The following is a 22,440-nucleotide window of genomic DNA, read 5'->3' on the forward strand; positions in this document are numbered from 1 at the left end:
AAGTGCGATGAACCTTTTTTATGCCCGAAAAAAACCGCTATTTTGGCGTCGCATTGATGCTTTCGATAAACGCAGGCGACAGAACGTCGATGACGGGGCGTTGGCCGCCGCTGAACTCAGGGGCGGGCTGTGCAGGCTCCGAAGCAAGGATGCCCGGCTGTTCGGACCAGTGCAGGATATCCAGCTTACCATCGTGCCGCTCCACCAGCGCCGTGCAGTGCTCTACCCAGTCACCGTCGTTGCAGTAGAGTCCTTCCTGGCTGCGCAGAAAGCCTGCTGAGTGGATGTGACCACAGATAAAACCGTCATAGTGTCCGCGTTCTGCCGCCGTCAGAGCAGCCAGTTCGAAGCGTCGAATGAATGACCGCGCCTTGCCGATACGGCTTTTGACCCAGGCCGCCAGGGACCAGTATGGCTTGCGGCGTAAGCGCCGCCAGGCATTGAACCAGCGGTTCAGGCGCAGCAGAAGGCCATGAGCCCTATCGCCTACCAGCAGCATCAAGGGGCTGCAGCGCACCACCTGATCAAACTGGTCGCCATGGCAGACCACGAACCGGCGACCGTCCGCCGTCGTGTGAATGGCTTTTTGCTTCAACTCGATACCTGCCAACGTCTGGCCGCAGAAGTGCCGCAGAAATTCATCGTGATTGCCAGGCACATAAACCACCCGCGTGCCGGCAGCGGCAATAGCCATAAACCGCCTCACAACCGCCTGATGGCTTTCCGGGAAGTGCACCCGCCGTTGCATAGCGATCAGATCAACGATATCCCCGACCAGGTACAGGGTCTCGCAGCTGACGTTGTCGAGAAAATCCAGAAGGTAGTCCGCCTGACAATCGGCGGATCCCAGGTGAACATCGGAAATGAAAACGCTCCGGTACTGATGCATCGGCTTCCCCCACCGGCCTGCTCAAGGATTATTCATACCTTGTCCGATGGCAATGACGACCGTATGACAGCCAGACGACAATTCAGTGACGGCGGGCGCTCCACACCGTGAAGCGTCGGTCGCCGGCGATCGTCTTGACCGGCCCGACGTGACGACGGATCAGTGCTTCATAGGGAAGAAACGTGTTCGCCACCAGGCGCAACTCACCGCCGGGCTCCAGGTGCTTTGCCACACCCTGCAGGAACCGCTCAGTCATGGATGTATCGGTACGGATACCGGTATGGAATGGCGGATTAGTGACAACTGCAGCGTAGCGGCCGTCGACGCCGGACAACCCGTCGGAGGCGTGAATCAAGCCATCCACGCCCGCCTCCCGGTAGGTCGCACGAGCACAGGCAACGGCCTGGAACTGCACGTCTACGCCGTCGACCGGAAAAACGCCCTGCTCCGTGGCTCGTTGGTGCAACTGCAACCAGGTGCCGATAACACCTGCGCCGCAGGCAAAATCCAGCACGGGTCCTTTTTCCAGCGGTGAGTCAGCAAGGGTTTGCAACAGCATGGCGGTACCATCATCCAGCTCACCGTCACTGAATATACCCGGCAAGCCGGCCATCCTGAAGCCAACTCCCTCGCACTCAACCGGATGCCACTGAAGCCAACGTTGAAGGTCAAACACTGGGCGCCTGGGCAGGCTATCGGCTTGCCAGACCTGGCAGTGGCGGGCACTGTCTGCCTTCGATGCTTGCGGTGCAAACTCCTTCAGCTGCTTCACAGCGCCTGCAATACCTTCTTTCTTTTCGCCCACCAAGACCAGTCGAGCACCTTCGGCCGCCAGCCAAAGTGCCAACTCAAGCCTTACCGACAACTCAACTCGGGCCTTGGGGAGGAACACCACCAGGGTATCGGCCATGCCCGATGACAACTCCGGCGCATCATAGCCAAAAGCCGCCGTCCAGCCACTGACGGCCAGCAGTTGTTGGTAATTGCCAAAGTGTTCGGAAATCGTCAGTCCCCGGTCCGGCAACCGGGGAAGCAACGCGGGATCGACCATGCCAATAATGGCCAGGCGACCACGCAACAGATTCTGGTTCTTGAGCAGGACTTCGTGGGAATTAGGCAGTGCAGACATTGATCAGCGTATCCCGGCGTTCGTATCAGGCGGGATACTCTAACCGGAATTGAGCCCTGAGTCTTGGCCCGGGCGGTCAGAAACCGGCAGATTACAACTCCGGCCTCCTACTTGTAGCGGGCAACCGTGTTGGCTCGCAAAGCGTCTTCTGGCGACATACCCCAATCTTCCACTGATTCCGGCTGCGGCGTCGTTTCACTGGTGCGGCGACGAGCCTGGGTGGACTGCGTCGTTTTGCGCTGACTCATGGCACTGAGCGCTTTTTGAACGATCTCTCGCATGGTTAACCTCCTGATATGTTACGAATTCAGTGTAACAATCCTTCAGGAGGTTAACTGTGATGACGTGCCGGGTCAGAAAGTGACGCCTGTCACGAATAATTGACACAATTTGACATTTTTTGCGTCAATTTTTATGGCGACCCGCACGGACCGGCCTCAACACCAGTTCATCAATGCTGTTTTGTTTGACTGCCTCGTGATCGGCCTCGGAGCTAATGGACAGCCCCATATCCCGAAGGATGCCGTCGGCCACGTCGTAGACGAATCCGTGCACGGTCAACGCCTGCCCACGACGCCAGGCCTCCTGCACAATGTTGTTTTGACAGACATGGCCAACCTGCTCCACCACGTTCAACTCGCACAGGCGGTCCACGCGGTCCTGATCGGTCGCCAGGCCATCAAGAATGCCCTGGTGTTTGTCTCGAACGTCCTGAACATGCCGCAACCAGTTCGAAATCACGCCAAAGCCCTCATTGTTCAGGGCCGCCTTAACTCCCCCGCAGCCATAATGACCAACGACGAGGACATGCTTGACCTTAAGCACGTCAACGGCGAACTGAAGTACCGATAGGCAATTGAAGTCTGTGTGTACCACCACATTGGCCACGTTTCGGTGCACAAACAGCTCACCAGGCATCAGGTCAACAATCTGATTGGCCGGTACCCGACTGTCCGCGCAGCCAATCCAGAGGTACTCTGGTGCCTGCTGGTTGGACAGGCGGTCAAAAAACTGGGGGTCCTGGCTCTTGATGCCATCGGCCCAGGCCTTGTTATTGTCCAGCAAATGATCAAGCTGCCCCATCAAACCTCCTCCTAATGATCAACATTGCCCAGAATTGAACGGCAATCCGCGACATAAATCAATCATCAACTGGTCTGAGTCAGGTCGGAGTCGTGATGTTCGTGCATGGTGCTCTGAGCCAGATCCAGTAGCTCTCGCAACGCCACGGAAAACATCGCATATTCCGGTTCACGCACCCCTTTGAGTTCCGTCAGCATGGACTTCCAGCGGCTTATCATGGTGCTGTGCCGCGCCATCCAGTTATCAACAGCACCGCTGACATCCCCAGGCTTGGCAGCCAGCCTGAGTACACCCGTGGTCAACGCCCTCTGTTGCCAATCCAGGTCCTCACGGAAACTCTCCCTCGCAAGGGCCTGCCAGTGAGACGCGGGCACCAGGGCAGCAATGGCGTTGGCAAACCAGTTCAGGTCCAGCTTGTCGCCGAGATCGTAATAGAGGTTGGCGACGGTTTTCAGAGGCATGCCCGTTGCCTCGCGGGCCTCGATGATGCCGAGAGACGAATAGAGGTAGCTGGTACCTGCCGCCACAGAGGCCAGATCTTCCGGCAAGCCAGACTCGACCAGTTCGTTATGGCGTTTTTTCCAATCAGCACAAGCCTGTTCGCCGAGATAATCCGGCAGGTCGGCCGTGATCTTCCAGACGCTGTCGGCGAAACGCTCCATATGGCTCTGAATACCAAGTTCTGCCCGGCGGTTGCGCAGCAGCCAGCGAACAGCTCGGCGAATCAGTCGCATCAGGTCACCCATCAGATCCATCTGAACCTTGGCCGGGATAAAGTAATCCAGGTATTCCACCTTGTCCCACCAAGTGTCCAGCCGGAAGACATCACGAGCGATGATCCAGGCCAACGCAATCGACGCCGCGTCGGCCCCGGTTGACTGCTTCAACCGCTCCACGAAGGTGATCCCCATGTGGTTGACCATGTCGTTGGCAATCTGCGTCGCAATGATCTCACGGCGCAATTGGTGCTCACCCAGCTCTTTGGAGAACTTGCGGGTCAGGTCCTGAGGAAACACCTTGTACATTTCCCCAGCCAACAGGGGCTCATCCGGCAAACTGCTGTCGATCAGGGTCTGCTTCAGATCCCCCTTGACGTAGGAAATCAGCACGGACAGTTCCGGACGGGTTAACCCTTTCTTGTCCAGCTTACGCTCGGACAGGGTTTCGTCGTCAGGCAGGAATTCCAGACTGCGATTCAGCTTGCCCTCGCTTTCCATGGTGTTCATCAGCCGGCGGTATTCTTCGAGCCGGGTAATGGCCCCCACACTGGCAATACTGATGGCCTGGGTCTGCCGATAATTGTTCTTGAGCACCAGGGCGGCCACATCATCCGTCATTTCCTCCAGCATGATGTTGCGCTGTTTATCCGTTAGATCCCCCATCGCAACCGCCTGGTTCAGGAGGATCTTCATGTTCACTTCGTGGTCGGAGCAATCCACACCGCCGGAGTTGTCGATGAAGTCGGTATTGAGCCGGCCGCCGCGTAGCGCGAACTCGATACGCCCGAACTGCGTCAGGCCCAGGTTCCCACCTTCGCCCACAATCTTGCAGCGCAGCTCAGAACCGTTGATACGAACCGCATCGTTGGCCTTGTCCCCAACGTCCCCGTGGGACTCGCCCTGACCCTTGACGTAGGTTCCAATGCCACCCACCCAAAGCAGGTCAGCCTGGGCCTTCAGAATGTGGGTAATCAACATGTTGGGCGGCACCCGGTCGGATTTAATCCCCAGTAGTTTCTTCATTTCCGGGCTGACTGGAATGGATTTGGCGCTGCGATTAAAGATGCCACCACCTTTGGAAATCAGGCTGGTGTCGTAATCAGTCCAGGACGAGCGTGGTAGCTCGAACAAACGCTTACGCTCTTTGTAGCTTTTCGCCGCGTCCGGCGCCGGATCGATAAAAATATGCACATGGTTGAAGGCGGCGACCAACTTTGTCTTTTCCGATGAAAGCAGGCCGTTGCCGAACACGTCTCCCGCCATATCACCGATACCGATGGCGGTGAACTCATCCAGGGCCGGGTTGATGCCCAGCTCGCGGAAATGGCGTTCCACGGACACCCAGGCACCACGGGCGGTTATGCCCATTTTCTTGTGGTCATAACCGTTGCTGCCACCGGAGGCAAAAGCATCCCCCATCCAGAAGCCATACTCTGCCGCCAGACCATTGGCGATGTCCGAGAAGGTTGCAGTCCCCTTGTCCGCAGCCACAACCAGGTAATGGTCATCCTCATCGTGACGAATCACCGACGCTGGCGGCTGGATACCGGCGTCCACCAGGTTGTCGGTAATGTCCAGCAGGCCACGGATGAACGTTTTATAGGCCTCGATACCCTCGGCCTGGAAGGCCTCGCGATCCGACATGTCCGGAAGGCGTTTAGCCACGAAACCGCCCTTGGCACCGACTGGCACGATCACCGCGTTCTTGACCTGCTGGGCTTTCACCAGCCCGAGAATCTCGGTGCGATAGTCCTCGAAACGGTCGGACCAGCGCAAGCCCCCTCGGGCCACCTTGCCACCACGCAGATGCACGCCCTCAACCCGCGGTGAGTAGACGAAAATCTCGAACATGGGCATGGGCAGCGGCATATCCGGAATGCGGGAGGGGTCGAATTTCACACTGATATAGGGCTTTGTCTTACCTTCGCCGTCGGGCTGGTAATAGTTGGTACGCAGGGTAGCCTGCATCAGTTCCAGGAACAGGCGCAGGACCCGATCTTCACTCAGGTTCTCTACCTCATCCAGCCCGGCGTTGAACTCGATCTCAAGCTTCTGTTGCGCAGCCGCACTTTTGCCCTCGCTCTGGTAACGCTCCGGATTGAAGCGCACCTCAAAGAATTCCAGCAACAACCGCGTCAGGTCCACATGGTTGACCAGGGTGTTGGAGATAAAGGTCTGGCTGTTGGAAAAGCGGATCTGACGCATGTAACGGGCGAAGGTCCGCAGCAAGGCGATCTCCCGCCAGCTCATGTAGGAGGACAGCAGCAGCCTGTTGAAGGCGTCATTCTCGGCATCGCCGTACCACACGCGACGGAACAGATCCTCGAAAATAGGCCGGATACGATGGATATCCACCACTTTCCCACTGTGCGCCTGCAGGGTGAAGTCGTGTATCCATACGGTCTTGCCTTTCCGGTCACTGACTTCAAAGGGGTGCTCGCCGATCACCCGGAAACCCAGATTGTCGAATATGGGCATCACATCGGACAGCGGTAGCGGCTCATCCGGGTAGAAAAGCTTAAAGTGAAGCGTACTCTCATCCTCTTCCAGAGCCCGATAGAAGCTCATGGTGAGATGCTTTTCCTCAGCTGCGCCGGAGATATGCTCAAGATCAATGGCAGCACGCCGGGGCGAGAACATGTCTTTGTAACTGGCAGGGAAACCGCCAGAGTACACGCGGAACATCTCGTTACCCTGCTCTTCGCCATAGGCCTCGGTCAGCGCTTCCAGCAGGCCATCACGCCAGGACTGTGCCAGCCCGATCACCTTGTCACGAATCTCGGAAATCGGAAGCTGCCGGTTTTCCACCTGGGGCACCCGTATCGTGAACTGCACCCGCGCCAGAACCGATTCGGAAAAGTGGGTCACAAATTCGATGTCTTCGGCACCCAGGGTCTCCAGCAACTCCTGTTCGACCTTCAGGCGCAACTCGGTGTTGTAGATATCCCGGGGGAAGAACGCCAGGCAGGTCACGAACTGGCCATACACGTCTTCCCGCATGAACAGCTCGATACGACGACGTTCCTGAATGTAGAGAATGCTCTTGGCGACGGACAGCAGCTCGCCCGGCTCTATCTGGAACAGTTCGTCCCGGGGATACACCGTGAGGATCTGATCCAGCTCCTTGCCCGCGTAGTCATCACGCAGGAACCCCGACCGCCGCATGACCGTCTGGAACTTGCGGCGCAGCAGGGGAATTTCATCCGGGCGCTCGTTGTAGACCCGTGAGGTATACAACCCCAGGAAACGGCGCTCGCCGACCACCTCGCCCTTGCTGTTGAACTTCTTGACGGCGATGTAGTCCGGATAGGCCGGACGGTGAACCCGTGAACGCTGGGCCGACTTCGCGAAAATGAAGATATCATCGGTGCGGGTCATTTCATGCCGGGTGCGCTGTGGCAATTCATTGAGCCGAACGCGATCCGGGCGCTCGTTGTTCACCCGCAGGATGCCCAGTTCGGAATTCTCCACACGGCGGACCACCAACCCGCTCTTGTCCTTGGCGAAATCGTATTCGTCGTAGCCAAGGAAGGTGAAGTGGTCCTTGACCAGCCACGCCAGGAAGGCCTTCGCCTCTTCCTTTTCCTCCTCGTCGATACCGGCCGTGGTATTATCCAGCTCCCGGCTGATTTCATTGACTTTTTCAGTCACAATCGGGAAGTCACTGACCGCTATTCGGACTTCATGAAGAATGGTTTGCAGCACCTCTTCAAGCGATCTCAGGTCTTCCGGGCTGCTATGCCGGTCAATCTCCAGCACAATGAACGCCTCGTAGCTGGCATTGGCGGACTTCTTTTTCGGAGGATGCAGTTTTTTCAGTTTGCCCTGAGTGTCCCGCTCCACCTGAAGTATGGAGTGCTGAATCGAGTGGGTACCGATTTCCCGCTGGTTGATGGCAATTCGCAGGGAATCGATTAGAAACGGCATGTTCGGATGAAGAATAAAAATGACAGTATGCGTTGACTGCCAGCCATCACTTTCGAGGTCCGGATTGAACACGGACACAGGGGTTTCCTCGGCGGACCGTTTCTGAAGAAATTGCCAGGCCGCGAGGATAGCCCCATAGGTATCGGAAAATCGTCGACTTATAAGTTCTTCAAGAGGAATGTGAGCATAATGCTGCTTCGCGAATTCACTGATCTTTTTCGCTTCGGTTTTCGCTATTTTTTCAGCGAAAGCTTCGTCCAGCTGTTGGAAAAACTGTTCCTTGCTGGCGATCGTCAGCGCATTCATAGTCGACCTCTGTGAGTGTGAAATAAACGTAATCGGTGTACCGTCACATAAGCATAGTCAAAGCCTTGATTTTTGCCCCACAGATGCGAAAACTGCGGCATCTACTTACGCGAACCGTCTCTGCAGTAGGAGTGGACACCCCCCATGGCATTACAGCATACGTTTGGAGAGCTCAGGTCTCAGTTAGCAAAAAGGATTATTGGCCAGGAAAAACTGGTGGACCGTTTGCTGATTGCCCTGTTGGCCGATGGCCACCTGCTGGTTGAGGGCGCTCCCGGCCTGGCAAAAACCACCGCCATCAAGGCCCTCGCCGACCACCTCGAAGGCGACTTTCACCGTATCCAGTTCACCCCGGACCTGCTGCCATCCGACGTCACCGGCAGTGAGATCTACCGAGCCGAAACCGGGCAATTCGAGTTCCAGCATGGCCCGATCTTCCATAACCTGGTGCTGGCTGATGAAATTAACCGGGCTCCGGCCAAGGTACAGTCAGCGTTACTCGAAGCCATGGGCGAACGCCAGGTCAGTGTCGGCATGCGCACCTTCCCGCTGGATCGCCTGTTCATGGTAATGGCCACCCAGAACCCCATCGAACAGGAAGGCACCTACCCCCTGCCTGAAGCCCAGCTCGACCGGTTCCTGATGCATGTAGTGATTGACTATCCGTCCGCCGTGGCCGAAAAAGAGATTCTTCACCTGGCGCGCAACGACTACCGCCGTGGGCAGGTGGCCGCTGAAGTCCGCCTGACGGCCGACCAGGTTTTCGAAGCCCGGCATGCGGTTTCCGACATCTATATGTCAGAGCCCGTCGAGCAATACCTGCTGGCTTTGGTGCTGGCCACCCGTGACCCGGCGTCACTCGACCCGGAACTGGCCCGCTGGACTGCCTTCGGAGCCAGCCCACGAGGCACCATCGCGCTGGACCGCTGCGCCAGAGCCATGGCGTGGCTGGAAGGACGGGACTACGTCAGCCCGGACGATGTGAGGAACATTGCCTTCGACGTTCTTCGCCATCGTATTTTGCTGACCTTCGAAGCCGAAGCCGAAGGCCTGACTGCAGATGCTATTATCCAGCGCCTGATAGACCGCGTTCCGGTAACAGCCTGACACCGTGACCATGACGCCCGAAGAGCCAGCGACTCATATTCCCCTTTCCGGTCTCATTCGCCTGCAGGCAGATGCCCGCGCATTGAAGTTGCCTGCTGCGCGCCCGGTAAGATCCCGGCAGGCCGGCCTGCAACGCTCTCCCCGGCGCGGGCGGGGCATGGCCTTTGCTGAAGTGCGCCAGTATCAGCCCGGGGACGATATCCGCAGCATCGACTGGCGGGTGACCGCCCGACGGCAGTCGCCGCACACAAAGCTCTACGAGGAAGAGCGCGAGCGCCCCGTGCTCCTGCTTTGCGACCTCGGGCCTTCACTGTTTTTCGCCAGCACCGGTGCCTACAAACAGGTCCGCGGCGCCCAGATTGCCGGTATCCTGGCCTGGCTTGCCCTTTGGTCTGGCGATCAGGTGGGAGGAATCGTTTTCAACGGCAACGAACTCACCGTACAGCGCCCGGCGCGGCGCAAGAAATCGGTACTGCAGTTCCTCGACACCGTGGCAAGGCAGCAAAGAAGCACGCGCGACTCAAGCGCCGTTGCGGCCGCCGGCGTGGAAAACGCCACCCTGGATACCGCCCTGCGGGAAGCTCGCCGTGTGGCCCACACCGGTAGCCGCATTTTCGTCATCAGTGACTTCCTGACCATTACCTCAGAAACGTCGCGGCTACTCGGTTCACTGGCACGTCACAACACGGTCAGCGCACTGAGAGTTGTTGACCCATTGGAGCTGAAGTTACCTGAAAGCGGTCGTTTCGCCATTGCCGGCGAGGACGGACCGGTGTGGTTCGATAGCAGCAACCCCCGCTTCCAGAGGGCCTATGCAGACAAGGTTCGCCAGCATACAGAGGCCCTTGAGGAGTGCTTTCGAACGGCGGGTGTACAGCCCGCCAGCGTCATGACCGGCGATCAGCCAGCGTTGGCGTTGCAGGCACTGCTTGGCCCCCGGGGGCACATCGGATGACAGGAACCGCAAAGACCCCATGATGCAACAGGACCCACTGAGCCAGCTCAGAGACATTCACCTGCCACAATCCGGAGGCTTCTGGCCACCGGCGCCCGGCTGGTGGTTGCTGATAGCTATCGCAATTGCCCTGGGCATTCTGGCGTTTGTGCTGATCCGACGAAAACGGCGCAAAAACCGCTGGCTGAAAACCGCCATTACAGAATTGAACCGACTGGAGCAGGCCGCAACACCCAACAGCCAATGGTTCGGCGCGCTGAACGCTCTACTGAAACAAGCCGCGCGTATCCGCTACCCTGAACGCCTCCCGGAATCCCTGTCCGGCGAACCCTGGGTTCGCTTTCTTCTGGAAACCAGCCCGAAGGATCGCATTGCCTCACGCCCGGTGGTGGAAGCCATGGTGAACAGCAGTTGGCAACCAACCCCCGAGTGCCATACCAGTGATGCTGTCGCGTTCGCCCGTGTCTGGCTGGGAGGCCAAAAATGCTGAGCCTTGCGTTTCCATGGGCCCTGTTACTGGCTCTGGTGCCCCTGATAATCCGTTTACGCAAACGCAGTGCTCAGGCTGTGGAGGCACCTGTTTTTCCGGTCGGGCATTGGTTGTCGGACCTGCCGGGTGTCAGCCGTAGCGGCAGCCACGCCCCCCTTTGGCAGCAACTGGCACTGTTGCTGATCTGGCTGCTGCTGGTCGTGGCCCTGGCGCGCCCCCAACACGTCGGCGAACAGGTACAGTTGCCGGTCAGCGGTCGTGACCTGCTTCTGGCAGTGGATATTTCCCCGTCAATGGACGAACAGGACATGGTCATCCAGGGCCGCAGCATAAACCGACTACAGGCGGTGAAGCGCGTGCTGGATGACTTTATCCAGCGCCGTGAAGGTGACCGCCTGGGGCTGCTGTTGTTCGGTACGGAACCCTATATCCAGGCGCCGCTGACCTTTGACCTCGCCACCGTTCGCACGCTGCTGCATGAAGCCGGTATCGGCATGGCCGGGCGGGCCACGGCCATCGGCGACGCCCTTGGTCTGGCGGTCAAACGCCTTCGTGATCGCCCCCAGGAACAACGCGTGGTGATCCTGCTGACCGATGGCGCCAACACCGCTGGTGAGATCGCGCCGGACAAGGCGGCGGAGATTGCAAAAGCCGCTGGCGTACGCATCTACACCATCGGGATTGGTGCCGAAACCATGGTTCAGCGTGGGCTGCTCGGCTCGCGCCGGGTCAACCCATCCCGCGACCTCGATGAAGGTTTGCTGACGCGAATTGCCCAGCAGACCGGCGGTGAGTACTTCCGGGCCCGCAGTCTGCCCGAGCTGGAACTGATCTACGAAAGCATCAACCAGCTCGAACCCATCGAACTGGAAGGCAAGCACTATCGACCGGTGACTGAACTGTACGTCTGGCCCGCCGGGATTGCCGTCCTGATCTGGCTGCTACTCCAGGGCGCCAGAGTGGCCAGCAACCGGCTTGAGAGCAGAAACAACGCACGGGGAGGGAGCCATGGCTGATTTTCACTTCCTGCGACCACTGTGGCTGCTGTTACTTCTTGTCGCCCTTGTCCTGCCGCTGGTATTCAAACGCGTCCGCCAGAGCGACAGTGGCTGGAGCCGCGTGATACCGCCGCAACTGCTGCGCCCACTGATCAGTCAGTCTGGCGCAGCGGGCGGTCAAAAACGCTCGCCCGTATTGCCGGTCGTTGCCGCCCTCGTGGTGCTTGCCGTTGCCCTCGCCGGCCCGTCGTGGCGCAAGGCGCCCACGCCACTGCAACAACAGAATGACAGCCTCGTTATCGTGCTGGACCTGTCGCTGTCAATGCTTTCTACCGATGTAACGCCCGACCGCCTGACCGTGGCCAAGCGCAAGATTCGCGATATTCTGAAAGCACGGGAGGGAAGCCTGACCGCCCTGGTGGTCTATGCCGCGGACGCTCATGCGGTCACACCGCTGACGGATGACAGCAATACCATCGAGGGCATGCTGGAGGTTCTCGAACCGGTGATCATGCCAGCTGCAGGAAACCGAACCGATCTCGGCATACAACGTGGCCTTGACCTGCTGGAACAGGGCGCCCCGGGGACGGGGCGCCTGTTACTGATTGCAGACAATGTGGACGAGCGTTACCTTCCTCGCATCAGCGATACCCTGACGGGCAGTCGGTTCGCGCTCAGCACCCTGACCGTTGGTACTTCAGAGGGTGGTCCAATACCGCTGGCACGCCAAGGATTCATTCGTGATGGCGGCGACATCGTGATTACCCGTGCGGACCCCGCAGGCATGGCGGAACTGGCGAAAAGCAATGGTGGAGACAGCCATAGCCTGACCATTACGGACGAGGACATCCGCAGCCTGGAGCTGCGCCCCATTGACTCGGACAACTGGCAAGACAGCGAGCGCGACCTGACGGTCAACCGCTGGCAGGATGATGGCTACTGGCTATTGTGGCTGGCCGCGCCACTGGCATTGCTCGGCTGGCGTCGCGGTGCCATGGTGGCGATACTGCTAACACTTTTGCCCCTCACCCCACGTCCCGCAATGGCCATGGACTGGGACGCCCTTTGGTCCCGGGAGGATCAGCGTGCGCCCGCGCTGATCGAAGAGGACCCGGAACAGGCAGCCAGGATTCTCGACAATCCCCAGTGGCGTGGTAGCGCACTCTATCGCTCAGGTGACTATGAGTCCGCAGCGGGCGCGTTCGCCAGCGAAGACACACCCAGGGCAAGCTACAACCGCGGCAACGCCCTGGCCCGTGCCGGCAAGCTGGAAGAAGCCCTCGAGGCCTACGAGAATGTGCTGGCGAAGCAACCTGGACATGAAGACGCCTTGTTCAACCGTGACCTGGTGAAACAGCTGCTGGAGCAGCAACAGAACCAATCCAGCGGGGACGGCAGTGAATCGTCAGATCAGGACGGCAATCAACAGCAGCAGGGTAACCAGCAGAACTCACAGAATGGGTCGGATACTCAGAACCAGGACGGCGACCCGTCAGATCAGGCCGGGCAGAACCAGCCGGATAATCAACACAATGGACAGCAAAAGAACGAGCCAGAGGATAGCCAACAGAACGGCCAAAGCGACCAACAGGAAAAGCAGGAGGAGAGCGCTCAACAACGCCAGCGTGATGCCGACGCTTCAGAGAGCGACGGACAAACATCCAGGGCACCGGCGGAGCTTGATACTTCCCCGCTGACCCAGGGACAGGAACAATGGCTCCGGCGCGTGCCCGATAATCCGGGCGGACTGTTGAGGCGCAAATTCCTGCAACAATACCAGGAACGAGAAACACCATCTGACGAGGGCGATACACCATGGTAAGCCGGCTGACCGGTCCGTTTATTCTGATACTGCTGCTTGTCACCATGGCAGGACCGGCCATGGCAGCCAACGATCTGACCGTCGAACCCGACAGAACCCGTCTCTACGAGGGCGAAGTGCTTACCCTGAGCGTCAAGGGCAGCACCAAAATCGATATCAATTTGGGAAACCTGTTCGATTTCGACTTGTCGAGTCTGCCAAAACCGGACATCGAAAAGGTAGAAGACGACTTCGAAATTCTCGCCCGCAACCAGCAATACTCCATTCGCACCGTCAACAATGAGATGGTGGGCGAGATCACATGGACGTACCAGCTCGCGCCCAAAAAGACCGGTGAATTGACCATTCCGCCCCTGAGCTTCCGAGATTCCCGTTCAACCCCCGTCACCATTGAGGTTATCAGCGGCACCCCACCCGATCAGGAGACCGAGGCCCAAAGAGACAGCTTCATCGAGCTGGCCGCAGACAAGGACGAAGTGTACGTTCAGGAACAGCTGGTGCTCACCATCAAGCTGTTTTTCACCGGCAACCTCATTCGCGGCGAGCTCTCCGAACCGGAGCACCCGAATGCCATTGTCGAATCGCTGGGCAAGCAGAACGAGTACACCCGCTACCGGGACGGTGTTCGCTATCGTGTGGTTGAGCGCCGTTACGCATTGTTTCCCCAAAGAGAAGGACAACTCAGTCTGCAGCCCATCCGCTTTGAGGGCCAGGCCCGGAATGAACAGGGCCAATTGAAGTTTCTCCGCGACAGCGCCAACCTGTTTGATATCACCGTCAAGGGTGTGCCAGCGGAATTCAGCGGAGACACCTGGTTGCCCGCCCGCACGCTGGAGCTGACCCAGTCCGGACTGCCACGAAACCAGAACCTGACAGCGGGTCAGAACCTTACCAGAAGCCTCACCATGAGGACGGAGGGCCTGCCTGCCGAATCGCTGCCTCCGTTCCCGGAACAGACGCCCGATAGCATACGGGCTTACCCGGAAAAGCCCGAGCGCACGACCACACCCGGCACAGAAGGGTTGACTTCGACACTGACCCAGACCACGGCACTGGTGCCAGTGCAGCCTGGAAAATTAACCTTGCCCGAGATCCGGATCCCCTGGTGGGATACTGAAAGCGACAGCGAAAAAGTAGCGGTTATTCCAGCGCATACTCTGGTCGTTGAGGGGATACCCGGCCAGATCGACTCGGTGCCCAGTAATCCGGAAGACGCATCGGAAACGGACACCAGGACCAACAATGACCCGGTATCAGGTGAGACTGACGGGGAATCCGGCGCTGGCTTCTGGCCGTTGGCCACACTGGCCGCTCTGGTGGGTTGGCTGATCACACTGGCGGCCTGGTGGTACAGCAGGCGTCGCACCAGTGCTGGCAAGGTCGTGGCGAGTCAGGGAGACAACCGGGAAAAGGTGCTATTCCGGGATTTGTGCGAGGCAGCGCAGGCGGGATCGCCCAAAACGACCGACCTGCTTGTACGCTGGATGTCTCAAAGGCATCCGGAACGCACTTTCCAAAGCGTAACGGATGTGAACCGGTTTCTGGACGACACGGAACTGGCCGCCGAGATCGAACAGCTTCAGCAGCGATTATTCGGGACACCCGGTGAATCGGCTACGTCGGAGCCCTGGCAGGGAGAACGGCTTGTGGCAGCGCTGATCCGCGTGCGCGGAACCGCCAGTGAGTCAGCTCCCGGGGATCAGCTGCCGCCGCTCTACCCGCAGGGCCTGAGCACCAGCCGGTGACAGATTACTGCACCAGTTGGGTGTCAATTACCAGGGTGACAGGCTCGTTTTCGCCTTCACCCACTGGCACCGGCTGATCCACCTCGCCCTGCCAGTCACCCGCCTGGGGCCTGGCGTTGCCAGAGCGCGACAGGCGCGCTTGCAGGCGCACTTCACCCGCCTCCGACAGCTTTGCATTCGCGGACATATTGAAGCGGTCGTCCAATCGGATCTCCATCGGTAACTGGCCCGCACTCAGCCGTGCCACAGCCAGAGGTGGCCCGCCCTGAACATTCGCGCGACGCGCCAGAACAAACAGGGTGGTATCGTCAGGAATCTCGCCCTGGAATGCTTCGTCTATTTCCACCTGGACGGTTACGCCGGCCCCGGATACCTCTGACGGCTGCTCCTGCGGCATCTCCCGACCCAGGCGCTGATAGGCCTGTTCAATGCCCTGGCGGATGGACGCAATCTGGGGATGATTGGGCGCCACCGACACAATGCGCTCCCAGTACCGGATCGCCTCCTCAAAGTTCTGCTGGCTGAAGGCATGGATGCCGAGCAGGCCGAGGGAATTGACCTCGTCGGGATTCAGCGACCTGGCTTTTTCAATGGCGTTCGACACCTCTGGGTTGAGGTCACCCTCACTCAGGAAAAATGCGGCCTGGGCTGACAATCCCCAGGCGACAGCTTTACCGCTCTCATCGTCCTCAATACTCTCTGCCAGCCGTTCAAAGGCCCACGCCGCATCCTCATACTGCTCGATGCGCATATAGCTACGCCCCAGCATGGCCCAGCCCTCGGTGTTCTCCGGATTGTCCTCCAACCGCTCGCGAAGCTGGGCCGTCAGTTCCTGCATCTGGCCCAGGCGATCGCTGTCGGCTGCCATCATTTCCTGCATGGCGCGGAACTGCTCGACGTCGTCCATGGCGCCCCACTGTCCGTACAGGTATACCGCAGCGGCGGGAATAACCGCGAGGCTGGCAATCGCAATGACGATGGCGCTTTTCCCGCCCCTGGCCCGATCCGGTGAAGCAATAACACCACGCTCAGCATCCGGGACATCATCAAGCATACTGCCGGCCAGCTCTTCCCGGAGCTGTTGATAGCTTTCCTCGTCCAGCGCGCCGGCTTCAAACTCGCGATCCAGTTCCGCCATTCGGCTGCGATATGCCAACAGGTTCTGGTTGCGCAGATCCATTTCCGCGCGCCGGCCGGAACGGTGCAGGAACAACGGCGCCACCACAAACGCCAGGGCAAGTACGATTAATACAGCGGCCGTCAGCCAGAAGGTCTGTGTCATAGAACGGTCATTAATCCGGTTGAGAAAGAGTGTTGTTTGAAGTCAGGTGCGGCTGGAGTCATCGCCATCGAGCATTCTGGATGCCCGTGCACGCTCTTCGTCGGTCAGGGCTGGCTCGTCCTGGCCGGCCCTGCGGGAACGGATGACAATCCCGGCCACCACCATCAGGCCACCCAGGACCACAATGGCTGGCGTTGCCCACAGCAGGATGGTGCGGCTATCCACCTCCGGCTTGTATCGCACGAATTCACCAAAGCGGTCGACCAGTGCTCCGACAATTTCCTCGTTGCTGGCGCCATCAGACATCATCCGGTACACCTCGTCGCGCATGTCCTTGGAAATCGGCGCATTGGAATCGGCGATGTTCTGGTTCTGGCACTTCGGGCAACGCAACTCCGAAATCAGGGTCTGGAACCTCTGCTCCTGCGCCTGAGTATCAAACCCGTAAACGTCGCGGGCATCCGCTACCGACATCGGCGCAATTGTCATCAGTAGCAGCCATGCAAACACCGGGCGCCACATCAGATCTTCCCCCTGAACCGGTCGACGATGGGCTTGATGTCCTGCTCCCATACTTTTTCGTTGACCACGCCAACATGGCGGTAACGCACAATACCTTCGGCATCAATGACATAGGTTTCCGGCGCGCCATAAACCCCCAGGTCAAACCCGAGGCTGCCACGGGGGTCGTAGATCGACACCTGATACGGGTCGCCCAACCGATCAAGCCAGACCAGGGCATCATCCCGGTTGTCCTTATAGTTAAGGCCAACGATACGCACGCCTTTCTCTTCCGCCAGCCAGACCAGATCACCATGCTCATCCCGGCAGGCCGGGCACCAGGTACCCCAGACATTCAGCAGGGACACATGCCCTTCAAAAACCTCACGAGTCAGCTCGCGACTTTCGTTGTGGAGATCCGTCAACAAAAACTCGGGCACCGGTTTGCCGATCAGCGCCGACTCCAGCTTGTTGGGGTCCTTACCAATACCGGCGAACAGGACCACTCCGAGTACCACAGCAAGGATCAACGGCGTGAACAGCAGCAGCCGCTTCATGACGCCGCTCCTGCCGGGTCTGCGCCGCGCTCACCGCCTGCATTCGGTGCCTTGGCCTTACCGTTTTCCGCAACCTTGTCGCGAATGCGATAGCGGCGATCCGAAATGGCCAGGAAGCCGCCAGCGGCCATAAACAGCGCCCCCAGCCACAACCAGCGGACCAGCGGTTTGTATTGAAGCCGGATCGCCCAGGCATCGTCAGACACCCGTTCACCGATGGCAACAAAAATATCCCGGAACAGACCGCCGTCAATACCAGCCTCGGTCATGGTGTTACGTTGAACCATGTATCGGCGCTTCTCCGGGTATAGCGTGGATATCAGATCGCCATCCGAATCGTAAACCTCAAAACGGCCGTATTCCGCGGTGAAGTTCTGCCCTCTTCGGTTGCCAATTTCGGCAAACGCAACCCGATAATCACCGACCATCGCGGTGTCCCCGGGCGACATGCGTACGTCCCGCTCGATACCGTAGTTGGACGCGACCGTCGCACCCGCCATGGTGATGGCCAGCCCCAGATGCCCGAACACCATGCCGTAGTAACTGCGGGATTGACGCCTGAGGCCGTGGAGGCGCCCCTTCCGTGACCCGGACTTTTCCCAGAGATCCCAAAAGGTGGCCACCGTAATCCACATCGCTGAGAACAGGCCCCCAAACGCCCAGGGCTCAAACTTGCCGTACCCAACCAGCACAGCACTGGTCCCGATCATACTGACAGCCAACGGCCACAGCAGTTTGCGGCCCAGCCAGCCGCCGTCGGTTTTCTTCCAGCGGGAGAATATACCTGCCCCCAACAGCAAGCCGGCGGCAATTCCAAGGGGGCTGAAGGTCAGGTTGAAGAAGGGTTCACCGATGGATAGCCGCCCCATGTCCAGGTAGTCCAGAACCAATGGATAAAGAGTCCCCACCAACACCAACAGGGTTGCGGCAACCAACAACACATTGTTCATCAGCAGGAAGATTTCACGGGACAGGCTGCCGTAACGGGAGCGCACATGCACCACCGGCGCCCTGAACGCGTACAGGGTCAGGCTCGAAACAATCGTAATCGCCAGTAGCGCCAGCAGGAATGTCCCCCGGTCGGGGTCTGAGGCGAAGGCGTGGACAGAGGTCAGCACCCCGGAACGCACCAGGAAGGTTCCCAGCAGGCTCAGGGCGAAGGTTACGATGGCCAGCAGCACGGTCCAACTCTTGAATACGCCGCGCTTCTCGGTGACGGCCAGACTGTGCATCAGCGCCGTTCCCGACAACCAGGGCAGCAGCGAGGCATTCTCGACCGGGTCCCAGAACCACCAGCCGCCCCAACCCAGTTCGTAATAGGCCCACCAGCTACCCAGGGCAATGCCCAGGGAAAGGAAAGCCCAGGCCACTGTGGTCCAGGGGCGGGACCAACGAGCCCAGGCCGCATCCAGTTTGCCATTGATCAGCGCGGCAATGGCAAAGGCAAAAGCCACGGAGAAGCCCACATACCCCATGTACAACATGGGTGGATGCACGATCAGCCCGAAATCCTGCAACAGCGGGTTCAGGTCGGCGCCATCGGCCGGCACATTGGGGAGCGTACGATCGAAAGGATTGGAGGTCATGATGGTAAACAACAGGAAGCCCACCGTGACCATACCAAGCACCGACAACACCTGGGATACCATCACCGACGGCAGGCGCCGGCTGAATATGGCGACCGCCAGCGTCCAGCCAACGAGCATCAGCACCCAGAGCAACAGTGAGCCTTCATGGCCGCCCCAAACCGCGCTGAATTTGTAGTACCAGGGCAACATGCTATTGCTGTTGTTGGCGACATAGGCCACGGAAAAGTCATCGGTCACAAACGCGTGAGTCAGAAGACCAAAGGCCAGGGCAACGAAGACGAACAGGCCCGCTGACAGCGGCCGGGCGAAGGCCAGCAACTGGTCACGACCCGTCACCGAGCCCACCAGGGGGACCACGGAAAGGAGCACTGCCAGCAACAGCGCGAGTATCAGGGCGATCTGTCCGAGTTCCGGATACATCAGGATTCTCCAACTCTCTTAAACGTGGGCCAGCAACGCTAGTAACCGGCGCTGGATTCACCGGCTGTCGCAGGCATGGCGGCCCGCTTGCCGGCGGCCTTTTCCAGGGCGTCGTTCACTTCCGGTGGCATATAATTCTCGTCGTGCTTTGCCAGCACCTGGTCCGCGACAAAACGGCCATTGCCGTCCATGCGCCCCATGGCGACAACGCCCTGCCCTTCGGCAAACAGGTCCGGCAGGATCCCGGTGTATTCCACCAATACCGATGAGGTAAAGTCCGTCACCTTGAACTCCACTTTCAGGCTTTCCGGATCACGCTGCACAGTCCCTTCTTCCACCATGCCGCCGGCACGGATGCGGACGTCCACCGGCGCTTCGCCAGCGGCAATCTGGCTTGGGTCGTAAAACAGGTTGATATTCTGCCGCAGCGCGTAGGTCGTCAGGGCCACGGCCACCGACACCCCGACAAGGAGAAAAAGGACAATGGTAAGCCGTTTTTTTCGGATCGGGTGCATGTTTGATCTACCAGTCAGTCTTGAGAAGATTCGATTCGGGTAAAGCTGGCCGCCGCCGGGCGCTCGTCGACCGACGGAGCGGGGGCCATACGGCGTCGCTGTTGCGCAATTACGACCCGCCGCTGACGCAGCGACCACCACGTCATGACTCCCATCAGCAGGAAAAACACTGCATAGCATGCCCAGACATACGGGCCGTGGCCGCCCATCGCCAGAAAAGCACCAAAAGAGTCGAAGGCCATTGCGTCAGTTCTCCCGTGCCTGAACCAGTTCTTTTACCCAGCGGGTGCGGCCTTCACGCGCCAAAATGTTGGTCTGCATACGCAGACAGGCGAGCCAGCCAAATATCAGATAAAGCCCCAATACCGAGAGCAACAGGGGCACCCACATTTCCGCGGGCATACTGGGCTTTTCCGTGAGCTTGAACGTCGCTGGCTGGTGCAGGGTATTCCACCACTCCACGGAATACTTGATGATCGGTATATTGACCACTCCCACCAGTACCAGCACGGCAACGGCACGTGCCGAGGATTTCTCATCGGAGATGGCCGCTCCCAACGCCATCACCCCAAAATAAAGAAACAGCAAGATCAGCATCGAGGTAAGCCGGGCATCCCAGATCCACCAGGTTCCCCAGGTGGGCTTACCCCAAACCGCACCGGTAAACAGAGCCAGGAAGGTCAACACTGCACCAACCGGTGCCACGGCCTTGACGAAAACATCGGCCAGTTTCATACGCCAAACCAGCGTAACCAACGCCGCAACGGCCATCATGATATACACCGACTGGGCCAGAAACGCAGACGGTACGTGAATGAAAATGATGCGATAACTATTACCCTGCAGGTAATCCTGTGGCGCAAACCCCAACCCCCAGACAATACCGGTCAACAACAGCGCTGCCCCCACCACAAGCAGCCAGGGCATCAGTGTTGAGGCAATGCCGAAGAACCATTTTGGCGACCCCAGCTTGTGAAAGATTTGCCACATCAGGTTGTTACCTTTTTACCTTTAACTGTTGGACAGACTGATCCTCAGGGCCGCCGCCGATGCAAACGGCGCCAGTGTCAGCGCCAACACCAGAAACGCCCCCATCAACGCGAGCTGTCCACCCACCGGCGCGCTCTCAGACGCAGCCATTACCGTGCCTGTGCCAAAAATCAGCACCGGAATGTACAGCGGAATGATCAGCAGGGACAAGAGCACGCCTGCCGATCTCAGTCCGAGGGTCAATGCCGCACCAATGGAACCGATCAAGCTGAGGACCGGTGTTCCGATCAGCAGCGTTAGACACAGAATGGCAACAGAGTTCCCCTCAAGATGCACCATCACCCCCAGAACAGGCGCAAGCATCACCAGTGGCAGGCCAGTGAGTACCCAATGGGCCAGTGACTTCGCCAATACCAACAAAAACAGCGGCTGGGGCTGCAATACCAGTTGCTCAAGCGTGCCGTCGTCGAAATCATGACGGAAAAGATGATCCAGTGACAATAACACGGACAGCAAGGCCGCAACCCACAGGATACCGCTACCCGCCTCCCGCAGGAATGATACTTCGGGGCTAACCCCGAGGGGGAACAGCGTTACGACCATGACGAAAAACAGTAGCGGATTGAGCAAATCCTGGGGCTGGCGAAAGGCGGTTTTCAGATCCCGCGAGAATACGGCTTTCATGGCCGACAATACGCTTACCGACTCCTCCGGTGTACGAACAGGAAGCCTGGCTTCAGAGACCATGGTCATGACTGCCCCCCAGGGTAATTCGGTGCATCGAAGGCAGATTAAGGTCGTGGTGTGTGGTCACTACGATCGCGCCACCACTTGCGACCCGGTCCACCAGCAATCGCTCGAGAGCAGCCACACCGTGGGCATCAATGGCGGTAAATATCTCATCCAGAATCCACAGGGGTTCATCTGCAACCAGTAATCTGGCGAGTGCCACCCGACGTTGCTGCCCGGCGGAAAGGTTACGACTGGGTACGTTCTGGAAACCACCCAGGCCGGTGCCTTCCAATGCCTGCCAGAGCACCTTATCGGTCACATACCGACGCCCGGCCATCAGGGCGCGGAGATTTTCCATGGGGGTAAGCAACGGTTTGATACCCGGGCGATGGCCAAGGTAGAGCATATTGCGGAGGAATTCCTCCCGGTAGGTATGACGAGGCCTTCCTCGCCAGAGCAGGTCACCACTGTAACTGTCGTTCAGTCCGGCAAGAATTCTAAGCAACGTAGTCTTGCCAGAGCCGTTAGGCCCCTCGACACGGGTCAGAGTACCGGGCAGTATGGAGACAGAGAGATCCCGGAACAGTATCCGGTCATCACGCTCACATTGCAGATTGACAGCCTGTAGTAACGGCTCAGACATCGGGGCCCCAGAGCTGGTGTACACTTTACTGACCCGGCGGG

Annotated in this window: 20 protein-coding genes; 6 read left to right on the plus strand and 14 right to left on the minus strand. The window is 58.8% G+C overall.

Annotation, left to right across the window (positions count from 1 at the left end; translation table 11 throughout):
- Window positions 1-37: 37 nt before the first annotated feature.
- From B2590_RS04995 to B2590_RS05015, 5 genes are all read right to left on the minus strand, one after another.
- Window positions 38-889, minus strand: coding sequence for a UDP-2,3-diacylglucosamine diphosphatase (locus B2590_RS04995; protein WP_041333720.1), 852 nt, complete (start codon window positions 887-889; stop codon window positions 38-40).
- 82 nt (window positions 890-971) lie between these two features.
- Window positions 972-2,018 (minus strand): class I SAM-dependent methyltransferase, encoded by a 1,047-nt coding sequence (locus tag B2590_RS05000; protein ID WP_036204936.1) that lies wholly within the window; start codon window positions 2,016-2,018, stop codon window positions 972-974.
- Between the two features lie 107 nt (window positions 2,019-2,125).
- Window positions 2,126-2,299 (minus strand): hypothetical protein, encoded by a 174-nt coding sequence (locus tag B2590_RS05005; RefSeq protein WP_164732115.1) that lies wholly within the window; start codon window positions 2,297-2,299, stop codon window positions 2,126-2,128.
- Window positions 2,300-2,423: 124 nt separating this feature from the next.
- On the minus strand, window positions 2,424-3,101 hold the full coding sequence (gene can / locus B2590_RS05010) for a carbonate dehydratase (RefSeq protein ID WP_036204933.1): 678 nt from the start codon (window positions 3,099-3,101) through the stop codon (window positions 2,424-2,426).
- Between the two features lie 65 nt (window positions 3,102-3,166).
- A complete protein-coding gene (locus B2590_RS05015) occupies window positions 3,167-8,053 on the minus strand; it encodes an NAD-glutamate dehydrogenase (RefSeq protein WP_036204931.1) in 4,887 nt (1,628 codons plus the stop codon).
- 144 nt (window positions 8,054-8,197) lie between these two features.
- Between B2590_RS05015 and B2590_RS05020 the strand changes: the two genes are divergently transcribed.
- Genes B2590_RS05020 through B2590_RS05045 form a run of 6 tightly spaced genes read left to right on the plus strand, consistent with a single transcriptional unit; the run spans window position 8,198 to window position 15,170 of the window.
- Window positions 8,198-9,160 carry an AAA family ATPase gene (locus B2590_RS05020; RefSeq protein ID WP_036204929.1) on the plus strand — a complete coding sequence of 321 codons (963 nt, stop codon included), beginning with the start codon at window positions 8,198-8,200 and terminating at the stop codon, window positions 9,158-9,160.
- A 10-nt stretch (window positions 9,161-9,170) separates the two neighbouring features.
- Complete coding sequence (locus tag B2590_RS05025) at window positions 9,171-10,115, plus strand: DUF58 domain-containing protein (RefSeq protein ID WP_041333713.1); 945 nt, start codon at window positions 9,171-9,173, stop codon at window positions 10,113-10,115.
- Between the two features lie 19 nt (window positions 10,116-10,134).
- Window positions 10,135-10,605, plus strand: a complete 471-nt coding sequence (locus B2590_RS05030) for a DUF4381 domain-containing protein (protein ID WP_075194755.1) — start codon at window positions 10,135-10,137, stop codon at window positions 10,603-10,605.
- Window positions 10,599-11,621, plus strand: a complete 1,023-nt coding sequence (locus B2590_RS05035; protein WP_085680052.1) for a vWA domain-containing protein — start codon at window positions 10,599-10,601, stop codon at window positions 11,619-11,621. Before B2590_RS05030 ends, B2590_RS05035 begins: the two co-directional genes overlap by 7 nt.
- A complete protein-coding gene (locus tag B2590_RS05040) occupies window positions 11,614-13,425 on the plus strand; it encodes a vWA domain-containing protein (RefSeq protein WP_136633966.1) in 1,812 nt (603 codons plus the stop codon). The genes B2590_RS05035 and B2590_RS05040 overlap by 8 nt, the downstream gene beginning before the upstream one ends.
- The gene (locus B2590_RS05045; RefSeq protein ID WP_085680048.1) at window positions 13,419-15,170 is read left to right on the plus strand and encodes a BatD family protein; all 1,752 of its coding nucleotides are present in this window, start codon (window positions 13,419-13,421) and stop codon (window positions 15,168-15,170) included. The genes B2590_RS05040 and B2590_RS05045 overlap by 7 nt, the downstream gene beginning before the upstream one ends.
- 4 nt (window positions 15,171-15,174) lie before the next feature.
- On the opposite strand, the gene ccmI is transcribed toward B2590_RS05045, so the two are convergent.
- From ccmI to ccmA, 9 genes are read right to left on the minus strand one after another with little or no spacing between them, the layout of a single operon-like run.
- Entirely contained in the window at window positions 15,175-16,452 is a 1,278-nt protein-coding gene (ccmI, locus tag B2590_RS05050; RefSeq protein WP_085680046.1) for a c-type cytochrome biogenesis protein CcmI, read from the minus strand.
- A gap of 42 nt (window positions 16,453-16,494) precedes the next feature.
- Window positions 16,495-16,974, minus strand: a complete 480-nt coding sequence (locus B2590_RS05055; RefSeq protein WP_075194752.1) for a cytochrome c-type biogenesis protein — start codon at window positions 16,972-16,974, stop codon at window positions 16,495-16,497.
- Window positions 16,974-17,510 carry a DsbE family thiol:disulfide interchange protein gene (locus tag B2590_RS05060; protein WP_075194751.1) on the minus strand — a complete coding sequence of 179 codons (537 nt, stop codon included), beginning with the start codon at window positions 17,508-17,510 and terminating at the stop codon, window positions 16,974-16,976. Before B2590_RS05060 ends, B2590_RS05055 begins: the two co-directional genes overlap by 1 nt.
- Window positions 17,507-19,519 (minus strand): heme lyase CcmF/NrfE family subunit, encoded by a 2,013-nt coding sequence (locus B2590_RS05065; RefSeq protein WP_286809988.1) that lies wholly within the window; start codon window positions 19,517-19,519, stop codon window positions 17,507-17,509. The genes B2590_RS05060 and B2590_RS05065 overlap by 4 nt, the downstream gene beginning before the upstream one ends.
- Window positions 19,520-19,557: 38 nt before the next feature.
- Window positions 19,558-20,034 carry a cytochrome c maturation protein CcmE gene (ccmE, locus tag B2590_RS05070; RefSeq protein ID WP_075194749.1) on the minus strand — a complete coding sequence of 159 codons (477 nt, stop codon included), beginning with the start codon at window positions 20,032-20,034 and terminating at the stop codon, window positions 19,558-19,560.
- A 14-nt stretch (window positions 20,035-20,048) separates the two neighbouring features.
- A complete protein-coding gene (ccmD, locus tag B2590_RS05075) occupies window positions 20,049-20,276 on the minus strand; it encodes a heme exporter protein CcmD (protein WP_036204894.1) in 228 nt (75 codons plus the stop codon).
- Between the two features lie 4 nt (window positions 20,277-20,280).
- Window positions 20,281-21,024 (minus strand): heme ABC transporter permease, encoded by a 744-nt coding sequence (locus B2590_RS05080; RefSeq protein ID WP_085680044.1) that lies wholly within the window; start codon window positions 21,022-21,024, stop codon window positions 20,281-20,283.
- Between the two features lie 21 nt (window positions 21,025-21,045).
- The gene (ccmB, locus tag B2590_RS05085) at window positions 21,046-21,777 is read right to left on the minus strand and encodes a heme exporter protein CcmB (protein ID WP_374700661.1); all 732 of its coding nucleotides are present in this window, start codon (window positions 21,775-21,777) and stop codon (window positions 21,046-21,048) included.
- Window positions 21,761-22,399: a cytochrome c biogenesis heme-transporting ATPase CcmA gene (gene ccmA, locus B2590_RS05090; protein ID WP_036204889.1), complete on the minus strand. Its 639-nt coding sequence runs from the start codon at window positions 22,397-22,399 to the stop codon at window positions 21,761-21,763. The genes ccmB and ccmA overlap by 17 nt, the downstream gene beginning before the upstream one ends.
- Between the last annotated feature and the right edge of the window lie 41 nt (window positions 22,400-22,440).

Origin of the sequence: Marinobacter sp. UBA3604 (assembly GCF_002375325.1) — a bacterium.
In the GTDB taxonomy this organism is placed as follows: domain Bacteria; phylum Pseudomonadota; class Gammaproteobacteria; order Pseudomonadales; family Oleiphilaceae; genus Marinobacter; species Marinobacter salarius.

Excerpts from the sequence above, each read along its gene's own strand:
- ccmA (WP_036204889.1), bottom strand. The coding sequence starts at position 22,399 with ATGTCTGAGCCGTTACTACAGGCTGTCAATCTGCAATGTGAGCGTGAT.
- B2590_RS05025 (WP_041333713.1), top strand. The coding sequence starts at position 9,171 with ATGACGCCCGAAGAGCCAGCGACTCATATTCCCCTTTCCGGTCTCATT.
- can (WP_036204933.1), bottom strand. The coding sequence starts at position 3,101 with ATGGGGCAGCTTGATCATTTGCTGGACAATAACAAGGCCTGGGCCGAT.
- B2590_RS05020 (WP_036204929.1), top strand. The coding sequence starts at position 8,198 with ATGGCATTACAGCATACGTTTGGAGAGCTCAGGTCTCAGTTAGCAAAA.
- B2590_RS05040 (WP_136633966.1), top strand. The coding sequence starts at position 11,614 with ATGGCTGATTTTCACTTCCTGCGACCACTGTGGCTGCTGTTACTTCTT.
- B2590_RS05060 (WP_075194751.1), bottom strand. The coding sequence starts at position 17,510 with ATGAAGCGGCTGCTGCTGTTCACGCCGTTGATCCTTGCTGTGGTACTC.
- B2590_RS04995 (WP_041333720.1), bottom strand. The coding sequence starts at position 889 with ATGCATCAGTACCGGAGCGTTTTCATTTCCGATGTTCACCTGGGATCC.
- ccmD (WP_036204894.1), bottom strand. The coding sequence starts at position 20,276 with ATGGCCTTCGACTCTTTTGGTGCTTTTCTGGCGATGGGCGGCCACGGC.
- B2590_RS05000 (WP_036204936.1), bottom strand. The coding sequence starts at position 2,018 with ATGTCTGCACTGCCTAATTCCCACGAAGTCCTGCTCAAGAACCAGAAT.
- B2590_RS05035 (WP_085680052.1), top strand. The coding sequence starts at position 10,599 with ATGCTGAGCCTTGCGTTTCCATGGGCCCTGTTACTGGCTCTGGTGCCC.
- B2590_RS05080 (WP_085680044.1), bottom strand. The coding sequence starts at position 21,024 with ATGTGGCAAATCTTTCACAAGCTGGGGTCGCCAAAATGGTTCTTCGGC.
- B2590_RS05055 (WP_075194752.1), bottom strand. The coding sequence starts at position 16,974 with ATGTGGCGCCCGGTGTTTGCATGGCTGCTACTGATGACAATTGCGCCG.
- B2590_RS05030 (WP_075194755.1), top strand. The coding sequence starts at position 10,135 with ATGATGCAACAGGACCCACTGAGCCAGCTCAGAGACATTCACCTGCCA.
- B2590_RS05005 (WP_164732115.1), bottom strand. The coding sequence starts at position 2,299 with ATGCGAGAGATCGTTCAAAAAGCGCTCAGTGCCATGAGTCAGCGCAAA.
- ccmE (WP_075194749.1), bottom strand. The coding sequence starts at position 20,034 with ATGCACCCGATCCGAAAAAAACGGCTTACCATTGTCCTTTTTCTCCTT.
- ccmB (WP_374700661.1), bottom strand. The coding sequence starts at position 21,777 with ATGACCATGGTCTCTGAAGCCAGGCTTCCTGTTCGTACACCGGAGGAG.
- B2590_RS05015 (WP_036204931.1), bottom strand. The coding sequence starts at position 8,053 with ATGAATGCGCTGACGATCGCCAGCAAGGAACAGTTTTTCCAACAGCTG.
- ccmI (WP_085680046.1), bottom strand. The coding sequence starts at position 16,452 with ATGACACAGACCTTCTGGCTGACGGCCGCTGTATTAATCGTACTTGCC.
- B2590_RS05065 (WP_286809988.1), bottom strand. The coding sequence starts at position 19,519 with ATGTATCCGGAACTCGGACAGATCGCCCTGATACTCGCGCTGTTGCTG.
- B2590_RS05045 (WP_085680048.1), top strand. The coding sequence starts at position 13,419 with ATGGTAAGCCGGCTGACCGGTCCGTTTATTCTGATACTGCTGCTTGTC.